This is a genomic window from Paenibacillus sp. WLX1005 (assembly GCF_046603685.1).
Taxonomy (GTDB): domain Bacteria; phylum Bacillota; class Bacilli; order Paenibacillales; family Paenibacillaceae; genus Saccharibacillus.
In genome coordinates this window covers 3,807,484-3,830,963 of the sequence record NZ_CP176756.1, presented here as the reverse complement: position 1 = coordinate 3,830,963, position 23,480 = coordinate 3,807,484, and the positions used below count along the sequence as shown (strand labels likewise).

17 protein-coding genes and 1 other RNA gene are annotated in these 23,480 nt (G+C 46.3%); 16 read left to right on the top strand and 2 right to left on the bottom strand.

The features are described from left to right. Position 1 precedes the first annotated feature (1 nt). From glyS to thiI, 12 genes are all read left to right on the top strand, one after another. Positions 2–2,077, top strand: coding sequence for a glycine--tRNA ligase subunit beta (gene glyS / locus ACE3MZ_RS16360; RefSeq protein ID WP_411343202.1), 2,076 nt, complete (start codon positions 2–4; stop codon positions 2,075–2,077). Positions 2,078–2,247: 170 nt separating this feature from the next. Continuing rightward, complete coding sequence (locus ACE3MZ_RS16355) at positions 2,248–2,730, top strand: YaiI/YqxD family protein (RefSeq protein ID WP_411343201.1); 483 nt, start codon at positions 2,248–2,250, stop codon at positions 2,728–2,730. Between the two features lie 42 nt (positions 2,731–2,772). After that, positions 2,773–4,632 carry a DNA primase gene (gene dnaG, locus ACE3MZ_RS16350; RefSeq protein ID WP_411343200.1) on the top strand — a complete coding sequence of 620 codons (1,860 nt, stop codon included), beginning with the start codon at positions 2,773–2,775 and terminating at the stop codon, positions 4,630–4,632. 41 nt (positions 4,633–4,673) lie between these two features. Then, positions 4,674–5,801: an RNA polymerase sigma factor RpoD gene (rpoD, locus tag ACE3MZ_RS16345; protein ID WP_367060155.1), complete on the top strand. Its 1,128-nt coding sequence runs from the start codon at positions 4,674–4,676 to the stop codon at positions 5,799–5,801. Between the two features lie 259 nt (positions 5,802–6,060). Continuing rightward, positions 6,061–6,885, top strand: coding sequence for a hypothetical protein (locus ACE3MZ_RS16340; protein WP_411343199.1), 825 nt, complete (start codon positions 6,061–6,063; stop codon positions 6,883–6,885). Then, positions 6,882–7,652 carry a tRNA (adenine(22)-N(1))-methyltransferase gene (locus ACE3MZ_RS16335; protein ID WP_411343198.1) on the top strand — a complete coding sequence of 257 codons (771 nt, stop codon included), beginning with the start codon at positions 6,882–6,884 and terminating at the stop codon, positions 7,650–7,652. The genes ACE3MZ_RS16340 and ACE3MZ_RS16335 overlap by 4 nt, the downstream gene beginning before the upstream one ends. Next, complete coding sequence (locus tag ACE3MZ_RS16330; protein ID WP_411343197.1) at positions 7,628–8,743, top strand: Nif3-like dinuclear metal center hexameric protein; 1,116 nt, start codon at positions 7,628–7,630, stop codon at positions 8,741–8,743. Before ACE3MZ_RS16335 ends, ACE3MZ_RS16330 begins: the two co-directional genes overlap by 25 nt. A 157-nt stretch (positions 8,744–8,900) precedes the next feature. Continuing rightward, positions 8,901–9,313: RNase P RNA component class A (rnpB, locus tag ACE3MZ_RS16325), an RNA gene on the top strand. Between the two features lie 503 nt (positions 9,314–9,816). Continuing rightward, the gene (locus tag ACE3MZ_RS16320) at positions 9,817–10,317 is read left to right on the top strand and encodes a YpuI family protein (protein ID WP_411343196.1); all 501 of its coding nucleotides are present in this window, start codon (positions 9,817–9,819) and stop codon (positions 10,315–10,317) included. Positions 10,318–11,197: 880 nt separating this feature from the next. After that, positions 11,198–12,097 carry a lytic transglycosylase domain-containing protein gene (locus ACE3MZ_RS16315; protein ID WP_411343195.1) on the top strand — a complete coding sequence of 300 codons (900 nt, stop codon included), beginning with the start codon at positions 11,198–11,200 and terminating at the stop codon, positions 12,095–12,097. Positions 12,098–12,334: 237 nt separating this feature from the next. After that, entirely contained in the window at positions 12,335–13,492 is a 1,158-nt protein-coding gene (locus ACE3MZ_RS16310) for a cysteine desulfurase family protein (protein ID WP_411343194.1), read from the top strand. Next, positions 13,492–14,721, top strand: coding sequence for a tRNA uracil 4-sulfurtransferase ThiI (gene thiI, locus ACE3MZ_RS16305; RefSeq protein ID WP_411346822.1), 1,230 nt, complete (start codon positions 13,492–13,494; stop codon positions 14,719–14,721). Before ACE3MZ_RS16310 ends, thiI begins: the two co-directional genes overlap by 1 nt. A 401-nt stretch (positions 14,722–15,122) precedes the next feature. Here thiI and ACE3MZ_RS16300 read toward each other — a convergent pair whose 3' ends face one another. After that, complete coding sequence (locus tag ACE3MZ_RS16300) at positions 15,123–15,812, bottom strand: TerC family protein (RefSeq protein WP_411343193.1); 690 nt, start codon at positions 15,810–15,812, stop codon at positions 15,123–15,125. A 391-nt stretch (positions 15,813–16,203) separates the two neighbouring features. Here ACE3MZ_RS16300 and ACE3MZ_RS16295 point away from each other — a divergent pair, with 391 nt between their 5' ends. The 4 genes from ACE3MZ_RS16295 (at position 16,204) to ACE3MZ_RS16280 (ending at position 21,967) form a co-directional block, all read left to right on the top strand. Then, complete coding sequence (locus ACE3MZ_RS16295; protein WP_411343192.1) at positions 16,204–16,701, top strand: hypothetical protein; 498 nt, start codon at positions 16,204–16,206, stop codon at positions 16,699–16,701. A gap of 150 nt (positions 16,702–16,851) precedes the next feature. Then, positions 16,852–18,699 (top strand): translational GTPase TypA, encoded by a 1,848-nt coding sequence (typA, locus tag ACE3MZ_RS16290; protein WP_411343191.1) that lies wholly within the window; start codon positions 16,852–16,854, stop codon positions 18,697–18,699. Positions 18,700–18,890: 191 nt separating this feature from the next. After that, entirely contained in the window at positions 18,891–20,042 is a 1,152-nt protein-coding gene (locus ACE3MZ_RS16285) for an LCP family protein (RefSeq protein WP_411343190.1), read from the top strand. Between the two features lie 593 nt (positions 20,043–20,635). Continuing rightward, on the top strand, positions 20,636–21,967 hold the full coding sequence (locus ACE3MZ_RS16280) for a PhoH family protein (protein WP_411343189.1): 1,332 nt from the start codon (positions 20,636–20,638) through the stop codon (positions 21,965–21,967). Positions 21,968–22,182: 215 nt separating this feature from the next. Here ACE3MZ_RS16280 and ACE3MZ_RS16275 read toward each other — a convergent pair whose 3' ends face one another. After that, on the bottom strand, positions 22,183–23,322 hold the full coding sequence (locus ACE3MZ_RS16275; protein WP_411343188.1) for a hypothetical protein: 1,140 nt from the start codon (positions 23,320–23,322) through the stop codon (positions 22,183–22,185). Between the last annotated feature and the right edge of the window lie 158 nt (positions 23,323–23,480).

Genomic DNA, 23,480 nt, shown 5'->3' with positions numbered 1-23,480 from the left:
CATGGCTAAAGACTTACTACTTGAAATTGGTCTGGAAGAAGTGCCTGCTCGCTTTTTGCGCGCAGCGATGAACCAATTGCTAGATAAAACCGTCAAATGGTTAGACGATTCTCGTCTGGCACATGGCGAAGCCAAAGCATTTGCCACACCGCGTCGTCTAGCTATCTGGGTGAAGGATGTAGCGGAGAAACAGGAAGACATCAGTGAAGACGTCAAAGGTCCTTCCCGAAAAATCGCACAGGACGAAGCAGGCAACTGGAGCAAGGCTGCACAAGGCTTTGCGCGCAGTCAGGGTGTTGACCCGGCAGACTTTACATTCCGCGAAGTTGGCGGCGTTGAATACATCTATGCACGCAAAAGCAGTGTTGGGATTAATACTGATGAGATTGTAGCCGAAGCGCTGCAAAGCATCATTACATCTCTGACATTCCCCAAAAATATGCGCTGGGGCGCATATGATTTCCGCTTTATCCGTCCGATTCGCTGGATGGTGGCACTGTGGGGACATGATGTCATCGATTTCGAAATTACTGGCGTTCGCACCGGCCGTACGACACGCGGACATCGTTTCCTTGGTCATGATACCGAAATTGCCGAACCGAATCTGTACATGGAAGCTCTGCGCCAGCAGCATGTAATCGCAGATGTAGAAGAGCGTCAGGCAATGATCAGCGCGCAGATTGCACATCTCGCTTCCCAGCAAAACTGGCATATCGATGTCAAAGAAGATTTGCTGGAAGAAGTACTGTTTCTGGTAGAGACACCAACCGTGCTGTACGGAACATTTGAAGAATCGTTCCTGAACATTCCGCAGGATGTTCTGATTACATCGATGCGTGAGCATCAGCGTTACTTCCCGGTGCTGAACCAGGAAGGTCAGCTGCTGCCGTTCTTCGTTACCGTTCGTAACGGTGATGATCGTGCGCTAGATGTCATCGCTCGCGGGAATGAAAAGGTACTGCGTGCCCGTCTATCCGATGCCAAATTCTTCTATGAAGAAGATCAGAAGCTGAAGATTGAAGATGCCGTTGCCAAGCTGGACAATATCGTATTCCATGAAGAAATCGGTACATTAGGCGAGAAAGTACGCCGTGTGCGTCAGATTGCTGATCAGCTCGGTACAGCTCTGCATGTATCGCCAGAGCAAGCAGTTCACATTAGCCGCGCTGCCGACATTAGCAAATTCGACCTCGTAACTCAGATGGTCTACGAATTCCCGGAATTGCAAGGTGTAATGGGTGAAGATTATGCACGCAAAGCAGGCGAAAGTGAAGAAGTGGCACGCGCCATCTTCGAACATTATCAGCCGCGTTTTGCCGGTGAAGGTGCTCCGACATCGATCACAGGTTCGATTATTAGCATCGCCGAGAAGATTGATACGATCGTAGCTTGCTTCTCGATCGGCATCATTCCGACCGGTTCGCAGGACCCTTATGCACTGCGTCGTCAAGCTGCTGGTATCGTGCAGATTTTGCTGGAACGACAATTATCGCTCACTTTGGAACAAGTGTTTGATATTACACTGAAAATTCATGAAAATTTAAGGAATTTGAAACGTTCTTCCGATATAATACGTATAGATTTATATGAGTTCTTTGGACTGCGTGTCAAAAAGCTGCTGTCCGAAACGCTTCGTTACGACGTAGTTGATGCCGTAATCTCGGCAGGCTTTAGCCATATTGGCTCCGTTGTAGCACGTGGTAACGATCTGATGAAAGCAGTTCAGGACGTTCCTGACTTCAAGCTGATCATCGAATCGTTTGAACGCGTATCAAATCTGGCAGCCAAATCCACAGTAGATATCGTGAACCCGGCGCTGTTTAGCGAATCCGGCGAATCGGAGCTATATGCGGCATGGCAAGCTGTCACCCTTCAATATAACAACCTGCTGGATCAAAATCGCACTGGCGAAGCATTGGCATTATTGTCTACACTGCGCCCAGCAATCACCGCCTTCTTTGACCATATTATGGTTATGGTGGATGATGAAGCAGTTCGCGCCAATCGTCTGGCATTGCTGTCAGTCATTGACCGCGATGTAAAACGCTTTGCCGATTTCTCCAAGCTGGTTAAATAAGATACAACAGTATTTTCATATCTGTTCATACCCGTATACGGAACGACAATTATGCATGGTCGTTCCGTATTTTCCGCTTCCTGAACGAACGTATGCTCCGTGACGCCGCATGTTAGCTGGAAGCTTCATTTCCAGTTCGGATCATGTGTAGCATGGAAAGGAGAGCACATTTGCAATCGGAATCCACGCAACCTGGATCAACGATCGTCGTTGATGGCGATGCCTGCCCCGTCAAGGCAGAGATTGCTGTAACGGCACGCCAGTTTCATATTCCAGTGCTGATTGTTTCGTCATTTGACCATCGTATTCAGGCGGAGGAGGGCGTTCAGGTCGTGCAGGTGGATCGCAGCGACCAGAGCGCGGATCTGTATATCGTCAATCATGTACGCCCTGGCGATATTGTGATTACACAGGATTATGGGTTAGCGACGATTGCGCTTGCCAAGCGCTGCCGTGTTCTATCCTTTCGCGGGATGGAATTTCATGCTGACAATATCGATTTCTTGCTCGCCAGACGCCACGAACAGGCAAAAGCACGTCGTCAGGGCAAATATGGCAAAGGTCCACGACCGCTGACTGACGAAGATCGTAAAAATTTTCAGTATCAGTTGGCAAAACTTTTGACAAATTTGCAGGAGTTTCGTTCTGACTAGCGAATATTATTTATCGTGCGAAAAGAGATGAAGGTGGTAACGATGAACACCGAACATAGCGGTGGTATTCCCGATGAAGTCATTGAAGCGGTACTTCAGCACAATGACATTATTGATACGGTAGGCAAGTATGTTCATCTGACCAAGCAAGGAAAGTACATGAAGGGCCTCTGCCCGTTTCATTCGGAAAAAACGCCTTCGTTTACGGTCACACCGGAACGCCAGATTTTTTACTGTTACGGATGCGGCGCAGGAGGCAATGCCATCAAGTTCAGAATGGAAATTGACGGCCTGTCCTTTCCGGAAGCGGTCAGATTGATGGCGGAAGAATCACATGTTCCTTTTCAAGATGGTAAAGGAGCTGCGGTGACGCCGCAAAATAAGGAATTGGAACGTTTGCTTCAAGCTCACGAGTGGGCTGCCAAGCTGTTTCACTATCTGTTGAAGAATACCGAACACGGCAAGGCTGCGATGGAGTATCTACGTGCTCGCGGTATTGACGACAAGCAGATCGACCAGTTTCAGGTCGGTTATGCACCGGATCGCTGGGATACGTTAGTACAGTTTTTTGAAAAGCGTTCCTTTGATCTGAAAGAGATGGAAAAGGGTGGACTGCTATCGCCGCGGCAAAACGGTTCCGGTTATGTGGATCGATTCCGCGGACGTATTATGTTTCCGATTATGAACCGCAGTGGCAGAGTGATCGCTTTTGCCGGTCGTATACTCGGAGAGGGGCAGCCCAAGTATCTGAACTCGCCGGAAAGTCGGCTGTTCAACAAAAGCCGTACGTTATACAATCTCAACCTTGCCAAAGGAGCGATCCGCAAGCAGGGACAAGTCGTATTGATGGAAGGCTTTGGCGATGTGATTGCCGCATGGGATGCGGGGGTACAACATACTGTAGCGACAATGGGCACGGCGCTGACCGAAAATCACGCTGCTCTGATTCGGACGCTCACAGAAGAGGTTATCGTCTGCTACGATGGCGATAATGCCGGTCAGAATGCCGCGCTCAAAAGTATCCCGATCCTGGAAGGCGCAGGATTGCATGTGAAGGTGGCGATGCTGCAAAACGGATTGGACCCGGATGAATATATCCGCCAGTACAGCCGCGAGCGCTTTGTCGACCAGATCATTCACGGAGCGGTATCCACCACCAAGTTCAGACTACTGAATGTCAAGAAAAACTATAACCTGCTTGAAGAGGACGGCAAGGCGGCGTATGCGCAGGAAGCGATTCAGATTATTGCTCACCTCACTTCGCCGACTGAGCGGGAAGTGTACCTGAAGGAACTTTCCGGAGAAGTTGGCGTGTCGCTCGAAAGCCTCAAGCAGGATTGCAATCTAGCGCGTCAGACACTGAATCGCAGACAGGCGCAGGGACAGCAGAACAACAGTCGCAATTATAACGGCAATGGTGCTCAACAGGGCAACCAGCCGTCACGCGGCGGCGGATCACGCAGACAGGCGACTGCACCAACACTGTTACCTGCTTATCATGTGGCTGAACGCCGACTGCTGTCGATCATGCTTCAGGATGGCGAGGCGGCACACACCGTCAGCGAGCAACTGGGAGATGCCTTTAACATTCCAGAACATGCTGCGCTGGCTGCGTATATTTATTCGTATTATGCGCAAGGAAAGCCGCCCGATATTAGCAGGTTTATTGCCTCGCTGCAAGATGATCGGCTGGAGAAGACGGTAACGTCCATCTCGATGATGGATGCGCCGCTAGATGAGAGTCTGCGTGGGATGGATGACTATATTCGCGAGATCAAAAAGTTTCCAAAGCAAAAGCAGATTCAGCAGAAAAGAGAAGAGATGCTGCGTGCCGAGAAATCTGGTGATTTCTTGCGCGCTGCTCAAATTGCAAGTGAGATTATCGCCCTGGAAAGACAGTAGCCGTTTCGGACGGTTGTTTTCAGGGAGGAGGGAGTCGAAAGATGGCGAACGATCAGCATACTGAATTGGAAACCGAATTAACGCTTGAACAAGTAAAAGAGCAGCTTATGGAGGTAGGCAAAAAGCGTGGCTCTTTGAACTACAAAGATATTACAGAAAGACTGGCTGTCTTCGACCAAGACGCCGAGCAGATCGACGAGTTTTACGAGCAACTGGGTGACAATGGCGTCGAAGTGATCAATGAAGGCGACGAAGAAGTATCTTCCGATTCCGAAAATGACCGCGAAAATGGCGATAACGATTTTAGCTTTGACGATGATCTGGCACTGCCGCCGGGCATCAAAATCAATGACCCGGTACGTATGTACCTCAAAGAAATCGGTCGTGTTCCCCTGCTGTCGGCTGACAGCGAAGTGGAATTGGCGAAACGTATCGAGCAAGGTGACGAAGAAGCAAAACGCCGTCTGGCGGAAGCGAACTTGCGTCTCGTTGTTAGTATCGCCAAACGTTATGTTGGACGCGGTATGCTGTTCCTGGATCTGATTCAGGAAGGGAATATGGGTCTAATCAAAGCGGTTGAGAAGTTCGACCATACAAAAGGATACAAATTCAGTACGTATGCAACCTGGTGGATTCGTCAGGCGATTACGCGTGCGATTGCCGACCAAGCAAGAACAATTCGTATCCCGGTGCATATGGTAGAAACGATCAACAAACTGATCCGTGTCTCCCGTCAACTGTTGCAAGAACTAGGTCGCGAACCGTCTCCTGAGGAGATCGCTGCCGAGATGGAGCTGAGCGTCGAGAAAGTACGCGAAATCATGAAGATTGCACAAGAGCCGGTATCGCTGGAAACGCCAATCGGTGAAGAAGACGATTCCCATCTGGGTGACTTTATCGAGGATCAAGACGCACTGGCTCCAGCCGATGCTGCCGCTTACGAGCTGCTCAAAGAGCAACTGGAAGATGTGTTGGATACGCTGACTGAGCGCGAAGAAAACGTTCTGCGCCTGCGTTTTGGACTGGATGACGGTCGTACACGTACGCTCGAAGAAGTCGGCAAAGTGTTCGGCGTTACGCGTGAGCGTATTCGTCAGATCGAAGCCAAAGCGCTGCGTAAACTGCGCCACCCAAGCCGCAGCAAACGTCTGAAAGATTTCCTCGAATAGAAGGTACGTTCATTCAAATGATCCACCCAGTAACCATCGAAGGATCTGTCGATAGTTGCTGGGCAGTATATACATGAAAAGTCTGCTGTATATCAGCAGGCTTTTTTATGTACGATCTCACCAAGATAGCAACTTGCTGGAAAGCCTTTACTTTTTCTCTCCGTTCAGCGATATATAAGTATATGGTTTACAATCCGGTGTAACATGTGGCGAACCTTGGCGCTGCTACCGGAATGATACAGGGAAGCGGGGGACAAGTGTGAATCAGGAACGACGGGGCGTTATTTTGGACGAAATTGAATACTGGCGGGAAAATCGGCTGTTGCCAGAGCATTATTGCGATTTTTTGTCCAATCTATATGACGTGGATCAGGAACGCAGTGACAAAAAACTGCTATCAATGAGTTCACTCAAGCAGGGTAATCTGCGCACATGGATGTTTATTTTTCTGATGCTTTGTTTTATTTGTTTAATGGTGCTGTATTTCTCGACGTTTCCGTTTTTGATGCAGGTGTTATGTGTACCGGTCTTTACGGCAGCCTGCTACATCGTCGGTATCCGAATGCGCAAAAGCAATGGACCTGTTGCATCGGTACTGCTAGCGCTAGGCAGTGTGTTAATGCTCGGTTTGGGGCTGCTCATTATACGAGAGCATCATCTGGATATGGCGTTCTGGACACCGCTACTTGTTATTGGTTGCGGAGCGATCTGGTGTATAATGGGGTATGTGATTTCCAGTCCGGTGTTGCTATATATCGGATTCGGGGCATTTGTGATGCTGTATGGTAGCTTCTTTGCACAGGTGAAGCCGGATGCGTCATGGATTATGCTGCAAGCGCTATGGTTGCCGCTCAGCATGTTGTTTGTCTGGTTTTGCTGGCTTGTGCATCATCGTGGTCGCAAGCTGGCAGCAGTTTATTTTACATCTGGAGTGGCGATCTGGTTTATGCCGGAGATTGATGAAGTGCTGTTGCGCGGACATATGCCGGATATTTTTACCGTGCTGTGCATTACGAAAATTGCACTGGCATGTATATTGTTATTTGTTTTACGAAAAAAATGGATTGTGTGGGTGACAGCGTGAAATTATCAACAAGATTGACCAAAATAGCAGAGCAAATTCCGGCGGGAAGCCGTCTGGCGGACATCGGGTCCGACCATGCCCTTTTGCCGGTTTTTGCTGTGCGTCAGGGATGGGTAACACAGGCGATTGCTGGTGAATTGAATCAGGGTCCACTGGATGCAGCCCAGCGTCAAGTAAATGAAGCTGGGCTAGGTCAGGTGATTCAGCCACGTCTCGGTAACGGGCTGGCTGTACTGGAACCCGGTGAAGTGGATGTCATTACGATTGCAGGTATGGGCGGTGCACTGATCGTTACGATTTTGTCAGAAGGCATATCCAAGCTGGCAGGTGTCTCGCGTTTGATTTTGCAGCCGAATGTAGGTGAAGAATTTGTGCGTCGCTGGTTGCTAGAGCATGATTGGTTCCTGTCGTCTGAGCAGATTTTGGAAGAGGACGGGCGTACATATGAAATTCTGACCGCAGATCGCATAGATGATGCAGCAGAGCGTAATAACGAGCTGTATCGTGAACGTACGTTAACCGTGTCTCAGGGAGAGGACATTTCTCTGTCTGCGGATCATTTGCTGCAATTCGGACCATACTTGCTGAATCAACCAGAACCGGTCTTTATCGAAAAATGGCAGCAGGAAATCGGTAAGCTGGAAAAGGTAGCAGCATCTGTTGGATTGTCCGAAACAGACGAAGCACGATTGAAGGTAGCAGCATTGCAACAGCAGATCAAGCTGGTGAAGGAGGTCGTAACATGCTTGCAAAAGGACAAACAGTAATTCAATATATGGAGCAATTTGCTCCCAAATCTATCGCTGTACCAGATGACCGAATTGGTTTGCAGCTCGGCACCTTGCAAAAGGACATTACCGGCGTTCTCGTTGCACTGGATGTAACCGAAGCGGTGATTGATGAAGCGATTGCGCTGAACGCCAATCTGATCGTTGCACATCACGCGATCATGTTCCGTCCGCTGAAAAGTTTACAAACGAGCACACCGATGGGACGTTTGTACGAAAAGCTGATTAAACACGACATTGCCGTTTATATCAGTCATACGAATCTGGATATCGCCGAAGGCGGAGTCAACGACTGGATGGCAGAAGCGCTTGGACTGCGTAACACCGTACCGATTGAGCAAACGTCATCCGACGATTATTTGAAGCTGGTAAGCTTTGTTCCTTCGTCGCATCTGGACAATGTGCGGAATGCAGTCTGGGCAGCAGGAGCCGGGCATATCGGCAATTATAGCCATTGTAGCTTTCATACCGAAGGCACGGGTACGTTTCAGCCGGAAGAGGGCACAAACCCATATTCTGGGCAGCAAGGCAGTATAGAGCAGGCGTCGGAAGTACGTTTTGAGACGATTATTCCATCCAGCCTGCGCAATAAGGCTGTGCAAGCTTTGATCAAAGCACATCCGTATGAAGAAGTCGCATATGATCTCTATCCATTGGCATTACCAGGCAAAGTCTTCGGATTGGGGCGTGTTGGCAAGCTAGACGAGCCAGTCAATCTGGCTCAATTTGTTGATACTGTTAAAAATGGATTAGACGTACAAACGGTACGTGTTGTCGGAGATTTGCAGCGCACGATCAAAAAAGCTGCTGTATTAGGTGGTTCCGGTAGTCGATATGTGAATGCAGCACTATTCAAAGGCGCAGATGTCATCGTCACTGGTGATATCGATTACCATACAGCCCATGATGCACTGCTGGCAGGCATCGCGATTATTGATCCGGGGCATAATACCGAGAAGATCATGAAGCCCGGTGTAGCCAAAGTACTGAGCGAGCGTCTACAGGCTGATAAATACACAACACCTGTTCACGCATCAACAATCGATACCGAAGTATTTCGTTTCGTTTAAGCATTCGATATACACATTGCATATACGCATGCTATCAAAGATGAACGGATTTTTATATTAAACTTCCAAGCTGACCAAGCATATAAAAATGAAAATTGAATTTGCCTCTTGTCACGTTCATCAGAAAATTATATAATCTAGAGTGTTGCGTTTACGGAAAGTTTAACAGACAATCGCCGGTGGTTGAGAGACCACGGGAGGAAAGTCCGGGCTCCGCAGGGCAGGGTGCTGGATAACGTCCAGTCAGTGCAAACTGAAGGATAGTGCCACAGAAATGGACCGCCGATGGACGGAATGGTATTTCGTCACAGGCAAGGATGGAACCGAGGTGTAAGAGACCCCGAGGAACGCTGGTGACTTCGTTCCTGGTAAACCCCATCTGGAGCAAGACCTAAAGAGATACAGCTTCTCTTCACGGAGAAGCAGCCTTCGCCCGAGGTGTATCGAGGTTGGTCGCTGGAGCCAATCAGCAATGTTTGGCCTAGATAGATGATTGTCACCAAAAGTGGGAGGGTAGTTCCCGATTGAACCACAACTGGTACAGAACCCGGCTTATGAGAAGCTTTCCCCACTAACGCCACGCTATTTGTATGTTATGTATACAGATATAGCCGGTTATCCTTATCATTCAATGAGTTTGTGTTACAAACGATATAATCATGTACTTGATACCATGCTAATAGGTAGGATCAAGTTGTAGGGAACCGGCTAATTTTATACCCGCTATTCAATGAGCGGTGCATTTTCCGATATAATTGGGAGATGCGCCGCTTTTTTGCGGGAGTTTATCAGGTGATATTGATTTCTTGGCACAAGGAAGCCGAGTGATTAAAGTTTTTGATCAAACCTGTCATACATCTTGATTGTTAAGGGAAATCAAAGTAATCTATATGATATTAAACCATTCATCAGCTGATAAGTTGATGCGATGGGTTTTCATCCATGTGAGGTCTGGTTAAACAATGAATATATGATTTTGCATGTAGGATATGATAGGATGGATTGTAAATCAGGGTTATATTCCGTATGATACAACCCGGTTTGAAGGAACCAATTAAGGGGGAGCTACAGATATGTCAGCTGCAAATGTCCACAAATTGAGTGAAAGCACCAGGGAAAAGTTGAAACCGGCCATTGAGAAACTTGAGAATTTCCTAAATGAGTATGCCTTGAATACATTGGCATCAGAGCAAGGTCAAGAGACTGCTCCTTTTTACAAAGGATTTCTAGCAGATCTGCGCCACTTGCTTGTATTTTCCGAAGTTGCTTATGAAAAACTTGGAGTCGTTCTGCGCCGCGCTAATTTTGACGTAGATGCTGCCGAAAAAGCATTGTATAACACGTATCATCAGTGCATAAACAGCTTTTTCTATCCCAAAAATGAGTGCTATTCCGAAGATGGACGTTACGCTTATACTGGACAGGAAGCCATCCGTTTCCGTCAAACTCCGGTCAAACCGGTAAAAGATATCATCCTGGAAGTAACTAGAACATTCGAAGAACTGCGCGATGACCTAGCTTACTATGAAAGTGATTACCTGACCCAGCGCCGTATGAATCAACGCCACGCTTAATTGGCACTGCGCTGCATAACAATGAAAATGAACATAAAGGATGCCATTAGGGCATCCTTTTTTAGTGTGAGCATATTAGATGGAAGAACAGGAGGCAGAGTGTAGCGAAATCACAATGATAGCTGTATAGATGTTCACATAAAAGAATGGATAGGAGAAAATATGACTTTACATGTGCAGCAATATCGTTTGTTGTTAGAAATAAGTCATATGTGTAGTTATAAATATCCTTTAAGGTTATTTTTAATTACACAAATATTCCATAGCAATAAATGATTTCAATTTATGATTTTATCAGAATGTATATCATGTAGAGCCATTCTGTACTAAGTAGTCACTACAGGGCGCTATTTGTCACTACATAATGATTAGCAGAACGACTAGTAAAATCTGCGAAATGACTCCTTATAATCGCTACACAATGTATCTAACAATTTGCATCAGAATTGCCTTTAGAACATTGTTCGTAAAAAATAAATGCTGCTGTTATTCAAAAAAACGATATAAATGACGAAAATATAGTAAGTGAAGCATCATTCGCGTGCAAAAAACGAATACTGCCCTGGCTATAACCGGGAAGTAGTTCCTACTAAATCTTATATTAGATATTCTATACATGCTGCATCCAGCACCTACTATCGACAAATTAGTGAGAATACTCGCTTTTTAGGAAGCTTCAACATGCAAGAATCCCCCGTTCTTCTTATAGCAGGAGTACGGAAAAGCCAGTAAAATAAAAGCATACCATCACACGACTACAAACGACACGATCCATACTCTATACTCACCTTACACATAAACAACTACTTTGCTTTTTAAAATATACAATCACTCGTTTTACAAATCCAATCTTGATAAACAGACAGGAGATACAGCGCACATGCAAATCGATGCAAATACGGCAAAACAGTTGCTGGAAATGCGATATTTGAATGCTTCCGGTGGAGGCAGTACAGATGGGGTGGATGTTAATACCGACGATACAGATCAGCTGTTTCAAATGATGCTGGATCAGAATCTTGGTACATCAAGCGATGCCAAAGGCTCCAGCTCCGGTTCCAGTATGACTACAATGGCAAAGTTGCTATCTGACGGTACAGCTACAACAGTAGCGGGCAATACGTACGGTGCAAGTAGCAGTGCAGCGACTGTAGGCTCAGTAGACCCGTGGCAAAACTTTGACCAGTTGCCGGATGTAGACCCGGACAGCTCTACATTAACAGCTCGTCTTGGCGCGGTAGATTCTAGTAGCAATCTGGGAAGTTTGTTATCTTCGGCAGGTATCGGTGGAACAGATGGAAGTAGCGCTTTGAGCAATAGCCTGTCTACTTTGCAAGGATTGAGTAGTAGCGGTGCAAGCAAAGATACCGCCTATAACGACATTATCAGTACAGCCAGTAGCAAATACGGCATTCCAGAATCATTGATCAAAGGTATTATCGATGTAGAATCTTCCTTTAACCCGAACGCGGGATCTTCAGCTGGTGCCAAAGGGTTAATGCAGCTGATGGACGGAACCGCAGCAGGCTTAGGTGTAAGCAATTCGTTTGACCCAGCGCAAAATATCGATGGTGGAACCAAATATATCTCGTATCAACTGAAGCGCTATGACAATAACATCAAAACGGCACTGGCTGCTTACAATGCCGGTCCAGGTCGTCTGCAACGCCTTGGTATTACGAATGATCAGGAACTGATGGCTAAATTTGATCAATTGCCAAAAGAAACCCAGCGCTATATTAGCAAAGTAGAAACGGCACAGCAAAAATACGCACTGTAACTGCATATGCTGCGTTTCTATTTTGAAGTAAACGGAGTACTTGTCATACAAAGATTCTGTTTCATGCAGGGCAGTCAATACGCGCGTGTTATGATATACTAAGACACAGTGGGTGAAATCCTGTCCTGGCGAAACGATGAACTTCATTGCATATAAACCAGAGATCAAAGAGTGGAGCATGACCTCCTTCTTTGATCTTTTTGCTTGTTAATTCCGAGATTGCAGGAGGAATGTCAGATGAAATATTTTGATTATGCGGCAACGACACCTCCGTATCCCGAGGTTGTACGCGTTATGTCCGACATGATGCAGCAGCATTACGGCAATCCGTCTTCGTTGCATCGCTACGGTGAAGAAGCGGATCGTTTGCTGCGTCGTGCGCGTGAGGTGAGTGCGGGTATACTTGGTGTGCAGCCGCAGGAATTGATTTTTACATCCGGCGCCACGGAAAGCAACAATTTGGCGATCAAAGGTGCGGCTATGCGTCGGGGCCGAATGCAGGGGCATATTGTAACGACAAGCATTGAGCATGCTTCGGTATATGAGTCATGCCGTCAATTGGAGCAGATCGGTTTTGATGTTAGCTATGTGAATCCTGAGCCGGATGGAACCGTATCTTTGGAACGGATTCAGCAGGCTTTTCGACCGGATACGATTCTGTTCAGTATGATGCATGTGAACAATGAAACCGGAGCGATCCAACTAGTAGAAGCAGCAGCGCGCTGGATTCGACAGCACTATCCACGTGCAGTGATTCATGTGGATGGTGTACAGGCATTTGGCAAAATTGCCGCTCTGCCATTGCACACAGGGATCATTGATCTATACAGCCTGTCCGCACACAAATTGCGCGGACCGCGCGGTACAGGACTGCTGTATGCACGTCAAGGTACAGAACTGTTTCCACTACTAGCAGGTGGAGGACAGGAACAAGGGTATCGTTCCGGTACAGAGCATGTAGCCGGTATTGCAGGTATGACCAAAGCACTGCGATTGGCTGCTGAACGCCAACCACAGCAGCAACAACATTGGTCTGCGCAATCGGACGAGTTGCGTTCGCACATCGCCGATATCCCCGGTCTGGTATTAACGGATGTGACATATCCGGCACCACATATTGTGCATTTTACGTATCCTGGAATGAAGGCAGAAGTTGTACTGCATAGTTTGGAGCAGCAAGGCTATCTTGTATCCACCCAATCGGCTTGCTCGTCACGCCGTGCACAACCAAGTCGGGTATTGCTGTCTATGGGCATGAATCCAGAGCAGGCAACTGGTGGTATTCGTATCAGCCTTGGTGATGAACATACAGCACAGGATATACAGCAATTGGCAGCAGCACTGAAACAGGTAGTCACTGCATTGCGACCGCTTGAGAGGAGATCAATTCAATGATGGAACATATAGATCGCTTGATGCTCAGACTGGGCGAGATCACATTAAAAGGCAAAAACAGAGGACGTTTTGAGAAAACGATTGCTGAGCATGTACGCGAAGTACTAAGGCCATATCCACAGGCACGTTTACACCGTGAATATGGCAGAATGTATGTACAGACGGGTGACATTCCAGCAGAGCAATATATTGATAAACTGAAAAATATATTCGGTATCGTGGATATCATTCCGGTCAAGCAGACGGAGCCAGAACTAGATCAGATCATTCAAGCAGCACTGAATCTGATCGCTGAATATCATTTGCAGCAAGAGACTACGTTCAAAGTCACCGCTAAGCGTGTATGGAAGGCGTTCCCTCATTCATCACACGAGTTGAATCGACTGATTAGCTCACCAGTATTGCGCGAGCATCCACTGCTAAAGGTAGATGTACGCCAACCACAAGTTGAGCTGCGTGTGGAAGTACGCGAAGATGCGGCGTACATTTATAGCCAGATCATTCCTGCTGTTGGCGGATTTCCACGGGGCAGTAACGGGAAAGCGATGCTGATGCTGTCCGGCGGTATCGACAGCCCGGTAGCAGGTTGGTACGCTATGAAACGCGGTTTGGAGATCGAATGTGTGCATTTCCATAGCTACCCATTTACAAGTGAGCGTGCTAAGGAAAAGGTCGTTGATCTGACGCGTGTGCTATCTGGCTTTGCAGGTAAGATCAAGCTGCATGTAGTGCCTTTTACCGAAATTCAAACTGCCTTTACGACAACCGGTCAGGATAACTTGATGATTACACTCATGCGGCGCGCCATGTTGCGTATTACGACGCGTCTAGCAGAAGATCGCAAAGCACTTGCCATTGTAACTGGCGAAAGTCTGGGACAGGTAGCCAGTCAGACGCTGAATAGTATGAACGTCATTGAACGTGCGACTGAACTGCCTGTACTGCGTCCGCTTGTGATGCAAGGCAAGGATGAGATTATCGAGGTGGCGCAGCGTATCGGTACGTACGATTTGTCCATTTTGCCGTATGAAGATTGCTGTACGCTATTTGTACCGCGCTCACCGGCGACCAATCCGAACCGCTGGATTGTAGAGAAGATTGAGCAGCATTTGGAGATGGACGAGATGATTGCGCGTGCCGTGGAGCAGACAGAGCTGATCGAAATTACACCAGGTATGTCACCGGTAGTATCAGCAGTTGGGGCGACAGAAGAGAATGACTGGTTTTAACAGGAACCCTGAGTGTGTTAAAAGATAGTGGCAGTAGCGGTACAAAGATGGAATTGCAACAAAAGAACAAAAGGGACATCGGCATTGTGATGACAGCTTTTTCTATATGATGTGAAAGTATATAAAAGTATAAAGCATGAACAAAAAAGCCGCCGGATTCGCTCGACTGAGAGCGCTGATCTGGCGGCTTTTTACTATAGAGTGGCGACTATTCCCTGATAGCTCAGTGGAAGCTTTGTTTATCAATTCGCATGTACTGTTGTGATCTACCATTACTATCATACAAGCAGACGCTGAATTTGCGGCAATTTGTATGCAAGCATACTCGTTTATCGCAACGCATCTCAATGCGTCGATGTTAAAATTTAAATTCGCTAATTTCCATATTCAAAACGTTCCACTTAATCGCTCGTTTCACTTGTACGTCCTGCCACTTGGCGATTACGCAAGTACCCAGCGAGTAGAACACCGATCATGATAAAAGCAATAAAGATCCAGCTCCATAATGGATGAGCGCCGAAGATAGAATCCAAACGACTTTCCTCTGTGATCATATGCGAAGCAGTATAAGCAAGCACCGCACTACCAACATAGATGATCCATGGGAACCGTGTTGTCAATTTGATAAAGATCGTACTTCCCCATACTACAATCGGTACACTGATACAAAGACCGATAATAACCAGTCCAATATGCTGATTGGCAGCACCGGCAACAGCAATAACATTGTCCAGCCCCATCGCCGCATCGGCAACAATGATTGTCCATACTGCGCTCCAGAGCGATGTACCAGCTTTGACATCATTATGATCGTCATTGTCAGTCAGCAGCTTGTAGGCAATTGCGATCAGCAATACTCCGCCGACAACGAGTAACCACGGAATTTGCAGCAACCATACAACGACTACGGTTGCCGCAATACGGATAATAACCGCACCAAGCATACCGTACAAGATCGCTTTTTTCTGAGTTTGTTGCGGCAGTTTGCGAGCAGCCAATCCAATGACAATCGCATTATCACCAGCAAGGATCAGGTCGATAAAAATAATATTGAGTAGAGAAAGCCAAAATGTCGCCTGAGTAATATCCATATTGTTCACTCCTTGATTATAAATATGTTCATTTGTCCGTCAGACTCCAATTTGGCTACAGATTGACCGATATAATAAGCAGGTACATGATCATCAGAGAATGTTCTGCAAACAGATCATATAGACTGTAACAAACAGGCGTATGGCTTTAAATAAAAGTTATGTTAAAGCATACGTATGAACAATGAATTACGTTGCACATGATCTAATAATAACCAGAACGCCGGATCGCTCAAACGTTCCACATGATGTTGCTGCTAATCTTATCGGCGCATAGGCATGAATGCTGTGCCATAATAAAGGAAGATAGAGCGCATGTATTTGTTCATGAGAACGACATGAACATTTGTCATACTCGTATTAGAAATGCCGGAGAACAGGGGGGATCACAATGAATCGCAACCAGGGGAAAATTGTCATAGGGATGATTGTAGCGGGACTCATTATTTTGCTTGGTAAACTGGGATTTTTCAGCTTTGTGGGACATGCGTTTTGGCCGCTGCTTATTTTACTGCCAGGTATTATGTTGCAACTCTTTTATTTTAGCCGCAGCATTCCGTCTTATCTACTGGTGCCAGCGGGCATACTGACAGTATATGGTGTTTTATTCTTCCTCTGTAATACATGGGGCTGGTGGCTGATGGATTATTTGTGGCCGCTGCTGATTACGGGGATTGCACTCGGACTGTACGAATACTATGCGATGTCACCTTTCCGAGTAGATGGTCGAATTGGGATCGCAGCGATATTGTTAGGTTTATTATCCGCTGTCCTGCTACTGATCAGTATTCTAGGGAGTGCATTACTATATATCATTGCAATTTTGTTAGTTGTTAGTGTAGGCTGGATCTTTTTTACGCAAAACGGGTATAAAAGACCGCGTTTATGAACCGATTTTTCTTGCTTTATGCGATTTATAACGTATAATGAATAATGAATCAATTTAGGAATGACGGTTTTCATTGGTTTTCATAATAAATAGTAGAGCGTCGGCTTTAATGACCGACGCTCATTTTATGGAGAGGATTTGGAGAATTTTATGCATTTGAGAGAAAACATCCGCAATATCGCCATTATTGCCCACGTTGACCACGGTAAAACAACGCTGGTGGACAAACTGTTGCAACAATCCGGCATTTTCCGTGATCACGAGACTTTGCAGGAGCGCGCAATGGATTCTAACGATCTGGAACGCGAACGCGGTATTACGATTTTGGCTAAAAATACAGCAATTACCTATAAAGACTATCTGATCAACATCGTGGATACACCAGGACACGCCGACTTTGGCGGTGAAGTGGAACGTATTATGAAAATGGTTGACGGTGTACTGCTCGTCGTAGACGCTTATGAAGGTTGTATGCCACAAACCAAATTCGTTCTGCGCAAAGCATTGGAGCACAACTTGACTCCAATCGTTGTCGTGAACAAAATCGACCGTCCGGCAGCACGTCCGGCTGAAGTTATCGATGAAGTACTGGAACTGTTTATCGAGCTGGGCGCGAATGATGAGCAACTGGACTTCCCAGTTGTGTACGCATCCGCACTGAACGGTACATCCAGCATGGAAGACGAACCTGCAAAACAGGACGATAACATGCAAGCAATCTACGAAACGGTTGTTAGCCACATTCCGGCACCGACTGAGGACGTAGAACAACCACTGCAATTCCTCGTTACCCTGATGGACTATAACGAATATCTGGGACGTATCGCGGTTGGTCGTGTAAACCGTGGTGTTATCCGTCAAGGTCAATCTGTAACAGTTATCAATCGTGAAGGTCAGAAAAAAACCGCTCGTATCGAGAAACTGTTCGGTTTCCAAGGTCTGAAGCGTGTTGAAGTTGAAGAAGCAGGCGGCGGTGACATTATCGCAATCGCTGGTATCAAAGACATCAACATCGGTGAAACGATCGCCGATTCACAAAATCCAGAAGCATTGCCGGTTCTGAAAATCGACGAGCCGACACTGCAAATGACATTCCTCGTTAACAACAGTCCATTCGCTGGGCGCGAAGGCAAATGGGTAACATCCCGTCGTCTGCGCGATCGCCTGTTCAAAGAATTGGAAACAGACGTGAGTCTGCGCGTTGACGAAACTGATAGCCCGGACGCTTATGTTGTATCCGGTCGTGGTGAGCTTCACCTCGGTATTCTGATCGAGAACATGCGTCGTGAAGGCTACGAGCTGCAAGTATCCAAGCCTGAAGTTATCGTGCGCGAGATCGACGGCGTACGCATGGAGCCAATCGAGCGTCTGATGATTGACGTACCAGAAGAAAGCATGGGTTCCGTTATGGAAAGTCTCGGAACACGTAAAGCTGAAATGGTAAACATGGTGAACAACGGTTCTGGTCAAGTTCGTCTGGAATTCTTGATTCCAGCACGCGGTCTGATCGGTTATCGTACGTACTTCCTGACACTGACTCGCGGTTACGGTATTATGAACCACGCGTTTGATAGCTATGGTCCACTCGTAGCTGGTCAAGTTGGCGGACGTCACCAGGGCGTACTCGTTTCCAGTGAAAATGGTTCTTCCACACTGTACGGTATTCTGTCTGTTGAAGATCGCGGTACACTGTTCGTTGAACCGGGCGCTGAGATCTACGAAGGCATGATCGTTGGTGAGCATACACGTGATAACGACATCGTCGTAAACATTTGTAAGGAAAAACAACTGACTAACGTACGTTCCGCAACCAAAGACGACACCGTCAAAATGAAAACTCCACGTCTGTTCTCTCTTGAGCAAGCACTGGAATATCTGAATGACGACGAATATTGCGAAATTACGCCAAAAGCGATTCGCCTGCGTAAGAAAATCCTTAACAAGAGTGAGCGCGAGCGTGCGGAGAAACACCGCAAAACTGCGGAAGCTGGCCGTTAAGTTGCAATTGTAGCCTGAATTGTTCATTATATTAGGTGGCTGAACTACACACTGACAACATCAGTGTCCATGGTTCAGTCACCTTCCCTTATCTAAGTAGGTAGGGTATGGTGATTTGCAGAAGTCATTTGTATCAGACCTCGCGTTTTTTAAGTCAAACGCTAAATACGATGGAACAGGTGTTGAGAGCAATGAGTACGACGACAGGTGGACTGCCGCCGCGTGCGGGGGGCAAGACGCAGAAGACAAGCGCTTCCAAGTCCAAGAAAAAGCAAAAGAAAAAAGCAAGCGGCTTCAAGCGCTTTATGCAGGTTCTGCTAATTATCATTCTGCTGGCTATTGTTGGCGTTATGGGGTATGCAGGCTACCTGTATTACCAGGTTGAGAACATGTTTGATGGCAAAGCCGGCGGTACAGGTACAACGCCGAATACCGGTGTGGTTGATACGAGAGTGCCAGAGAAATCGGCAAAGGAAAAGCCGATTACAATGATGCTGCTCGGAACCGATTATCGCAAAGAGACCGGAACGCGTCTGACGGACGTCGTGATGGTAGCTACGCTTAATCCGGATACCAAATCGGCAACGATTGTTTCCCTGCCACGGGATACATACTTCCAGCTGGAAGGTTATATTCCGAACAAGCTCAATTCGTATTATCCGAAGTTTTACGCCAAGGATAAAAAAGAAGGCACTGACACCGCGATGCAGGAAATGCAGACGATGCTGGGTAAATACTTGAATGTCGATATTGATTATACGACCATTCTCAACTTCCAGGGCTTCAGTGATGTAGTTAATGCGGTTGGTGGCGTGGACGTCAATGCAACGATGGATATGTGTTATATTGATAACGCCGATGGCACTAATATCAATATCAAAAAAGGTCAACAACACTTGGACGGCGAGAAAGCACTTGGTTATGTGCGTTATCGTCACTCCGGTAGCGGCTGTAGTCCGCGTACGCAGGAATCCAGTGACTTTGATCGGAACAAACGTCAGAATGAAGTACTGAATTCGGTTGTCGACAAAATTCAGTCATTCAGTGGTGTAACGAAGCTCAGTTCGATTATCCAATCTGTAGACGATAATATGGAAACAGATATCGAAGGTAGCCAATTTACGAACCTGCTGACAACGTACTGGAATATTCCAAAAGCGAATATCAAGTACATGCCGGTTACCGGCGACTGGCGCAGTCCGTATGTGTATATTAACGAAACTGAACTTGCCAATGCGAAGCAAGCATTGCAAGAAGAGCTGAGTGGTACGGCAACTCATACTGATCAGTTTGATAGCACATCGACTACGGAAACTACAGGCAGTTCAACTGCAACGCAATAACGGAATGAGTGTGTAATATAAACGTCCTGTATCTTTTCCTACATAGGAGAAGGTATAGGACGTTTTTTGTTTTTCGTAACATATTCAATACGGACTGGTTGCAATTGCTGTTCACAGTATAGATAGATGAGTATACATTCTAGCAAGGGGCATTATAATCGAACGGACGGATTGTTTGCTGATAGAAGGGCAAGTAAGAGACTCAGGCACTTTGGAGTGAAATAAGAGGTGCAATCCACAAGTTTTACATGCGGAATATTTGTGCTATACTATGCTTGCATCCACCTTTTCAGACATTCAAGCAAGTGACTGGGGGTTCTTATTATGCCGCAATGGACATACACGATCGTAAACTTCACCGTTGTTACCTGTTGCGCTATAACAGGTTGCGCCCACGTCTGTTGTCATGGGGATGTTCAAGGAAATGAATATAATTCACCTGTATATTGGACGGGAAAGGTCTGGCTTTGAACACAGCCAGGCTTTTTTGTTTTTCATTCAGAGGAGGGTGAGGCTTGGCGGTTCAGGAAGCGGGAAGCATCAACTGGAGGCATCAGAGATCACAAACAATTCGTACCCAGGGGGGAATCTCCATGAAAAAGATTTTTGTATTGGATACCAATGTGCTTCTTCACGATCCGAATGCCATTTTCGCTTTTGAGGAAAATGATGTGATTATCCCCGCTGTCGTCTTGGAAGAGATTGATTCCAAAAAACGAAATGCCGACGAGATTGGTCGAAATGCCCGTGGTGTGTCCCGTTCATTGGACGCTCTGCGTGAAATAGGTCATCTGCATGATGGTGTACAACTGGAAAGTGGCGGCACACTGCGCGTGGAACTGAACCATCGCAGCTTTGCACGAGTGCAGGAGATGTTTGGTGAGATTACGAATGATAATCGCATTCTCGCCGTTGCACTGAATTACAAAATGGAAGAAGATGAAGCGCATAGCGGTCGCCATGTAGTTCTGGTCAGCAAAGATGTGCTTGTTCGGGTCAAAGCGGATGTACTCGGTGTACAAACGGAAGATTATTTGTCAGACCGCGCTGCTGAGCCGAATGAGATGTATACTGGCTATACAACGCTGCAAGTGCATCCATCTGTCATTGATGAATTTTATAGTCATCGGTTTTTGCCGGTTGCTTCCTTACATTTAAGCTATACGTTACATCCGAATGAATTTGTGATTTTAAAAGACGAAATGGGTAGTGCCAAATCTGCACTATTAAAAGTCAATGCAGATAGTAGCCGCCTGGAACCACTATTCCTCAGTAACGAACCGGTATGGGGAATTGCTGCTCGTAATGCACAGCAACGTATGGCATTGGAATTGCTACTCAATGATGATATTCCGCTCGTGACAATTAACGGTAAAGCGGGAACTGGTAAAACGCTGCTCGCCCTCGCCGCTTCTCTTTCCAAAGTAGAGGACGAGCAAAAGTATAAAAAGCTGCTCATTGCCCGTCCAGTTGTTCCGATGGGCAAAGATATCGGTTATTTACCGGGTGAAAAAGACGAGAAACTTCGTCCTTGGATGCAACCGATTTACGACAATTTGGAATTCCTGTTTGATACGAAAAAAGCTGGCGATATTGATAAAATCCTGATGGGACTAGGTAGCATTCAAGTAGAAGCACTCACGTATATTCGTGGTCGCTCGATCCCAGGACAGTTTATCATTATTGATGAAGCGCAAAATTTATCTCGTCATGAAGTGAAAACGATCGTATCTCGTGTCGGCGAAGGTAGTAAAATCGTGCTTGTCGGTGATCCCGATCAGATTGACCATCCGTATCTTGATTCGATCAGTAACGGATTGACTCATGTGGTAGAGCATTTTAAACAAGAAGGTATCAGTGGTCACATTACGCTGGAAAAAGGCGAACGCTCCAAACTCGCTCAACTTGCCGCCGATCTTCTATAAACTACAGGTTACAGTGCACGAAGCTTCACTACATGATACAAGTAGATCATCGTTGTGAACGTAGATTATCAATATGCACGTAGATCATCAATATGCACGTAGAGCATCAATGTTCCCAATCCATGCTCTATGATGTATAGCATAAACAGTATAGACAAAACGCCGACTGCAATTTGCAGCTCGGCGTTTTTATTTTGCGATACATTCGATGATTATCAAAGCGATAATTGTAATTCAATGCGCATAGTCTGTCCCGTCATGATCACCTGTCTCGCTTTTAAGTAGGAAATAATCTGTCCCGGATAAAAGCCGAGATCAAACTGATTTTCTAACGTTTGGCTCGTTGTATCTGGTAATCTTAAACCGTTGAACACAAGACCGTCCACTCGGAATCGAAGTGCATTTTGCGGCTGCTCTTCGACTTCATAATGCCCGGTAATCTCCAGCTTCAGGTTTCCTTCTGAACCGTTCACTACAATGCCCTGATCAGTAAAATGAAATTGAAAACTATCCGGCATGCCTCCTTGTTGATGCAAAAAGTCGTTCAATTGCTGTTCGCTGATCGTGATCGTGTAATTTCGTCCATTCATCTGAATAGCATCTGGCTGGGATTGTAAAAAAGAAGGAAACTGATCCATCGAACGAGCTAAAATACGGAAATAATTTTTCACTTCATATAAACCAACATTTTCCCAGTATGAATTGAACTCATCCATGAGTTGGCGAGTGACCTCTGCATTGGATGAACCAGCCAGTCCTTGATGGATCCGGCTTTGTAAACTGACAACACGCGTTTTCTGTTCTTGAAGGCGAGTACCGATTTGTTGCAATTCCGCTGATGTATTGGCAAGCTCATTTCGCTTGGATTGCAAATCGTTATATTGCTGCTGGTATGATTGCATGATGTCATGGTCATGATCAATAATCATACGATAATATTCATAAAAGGTAATCATCCCAGATAAGCTGCCTGTACTAAACAATGCTGCCCAAAGCTGTTCCCGTTCCCCAGTATAATAGGCAATAAGCACACGATCTGATTGTTGCCTTGCTTGATCCAGATCATGTTGCCGAACGACTAGATCTTTTTCCAATTGTCGATAATGATGCTGTGCTGTCTGCTGTTCTTGCTGTACTCTAGCAATTTCCTGATCTAGCTCGTGTACCGAAAGGCTATCTTCCAGTAGGACACGCGTTTGCTCATCTAACTGATCCGTACTTGGAGCAGATTGCGAAGAGGACGTAGAGACAGAAGCAGCAACAGAGGAAGCAGAAGGAATAATGGTAGTAGAAACTAGCAATGTTCCGCATAAAAAAAGACAGACGACCCGTCGATTTGGATGAAATGGTTTCATGAATCGTCTCCTCCTTGTATAATAATGAATTAGTATGAATGCAGTAGGTATATCTATTATGTATGTTGAAGGGACACAGTTTAGTATTCAGCACGTTAGCGGTCTGTATATTGTATTTTGTATAGGCGGACAAGCTGTGCGATGACATACTTACTTGT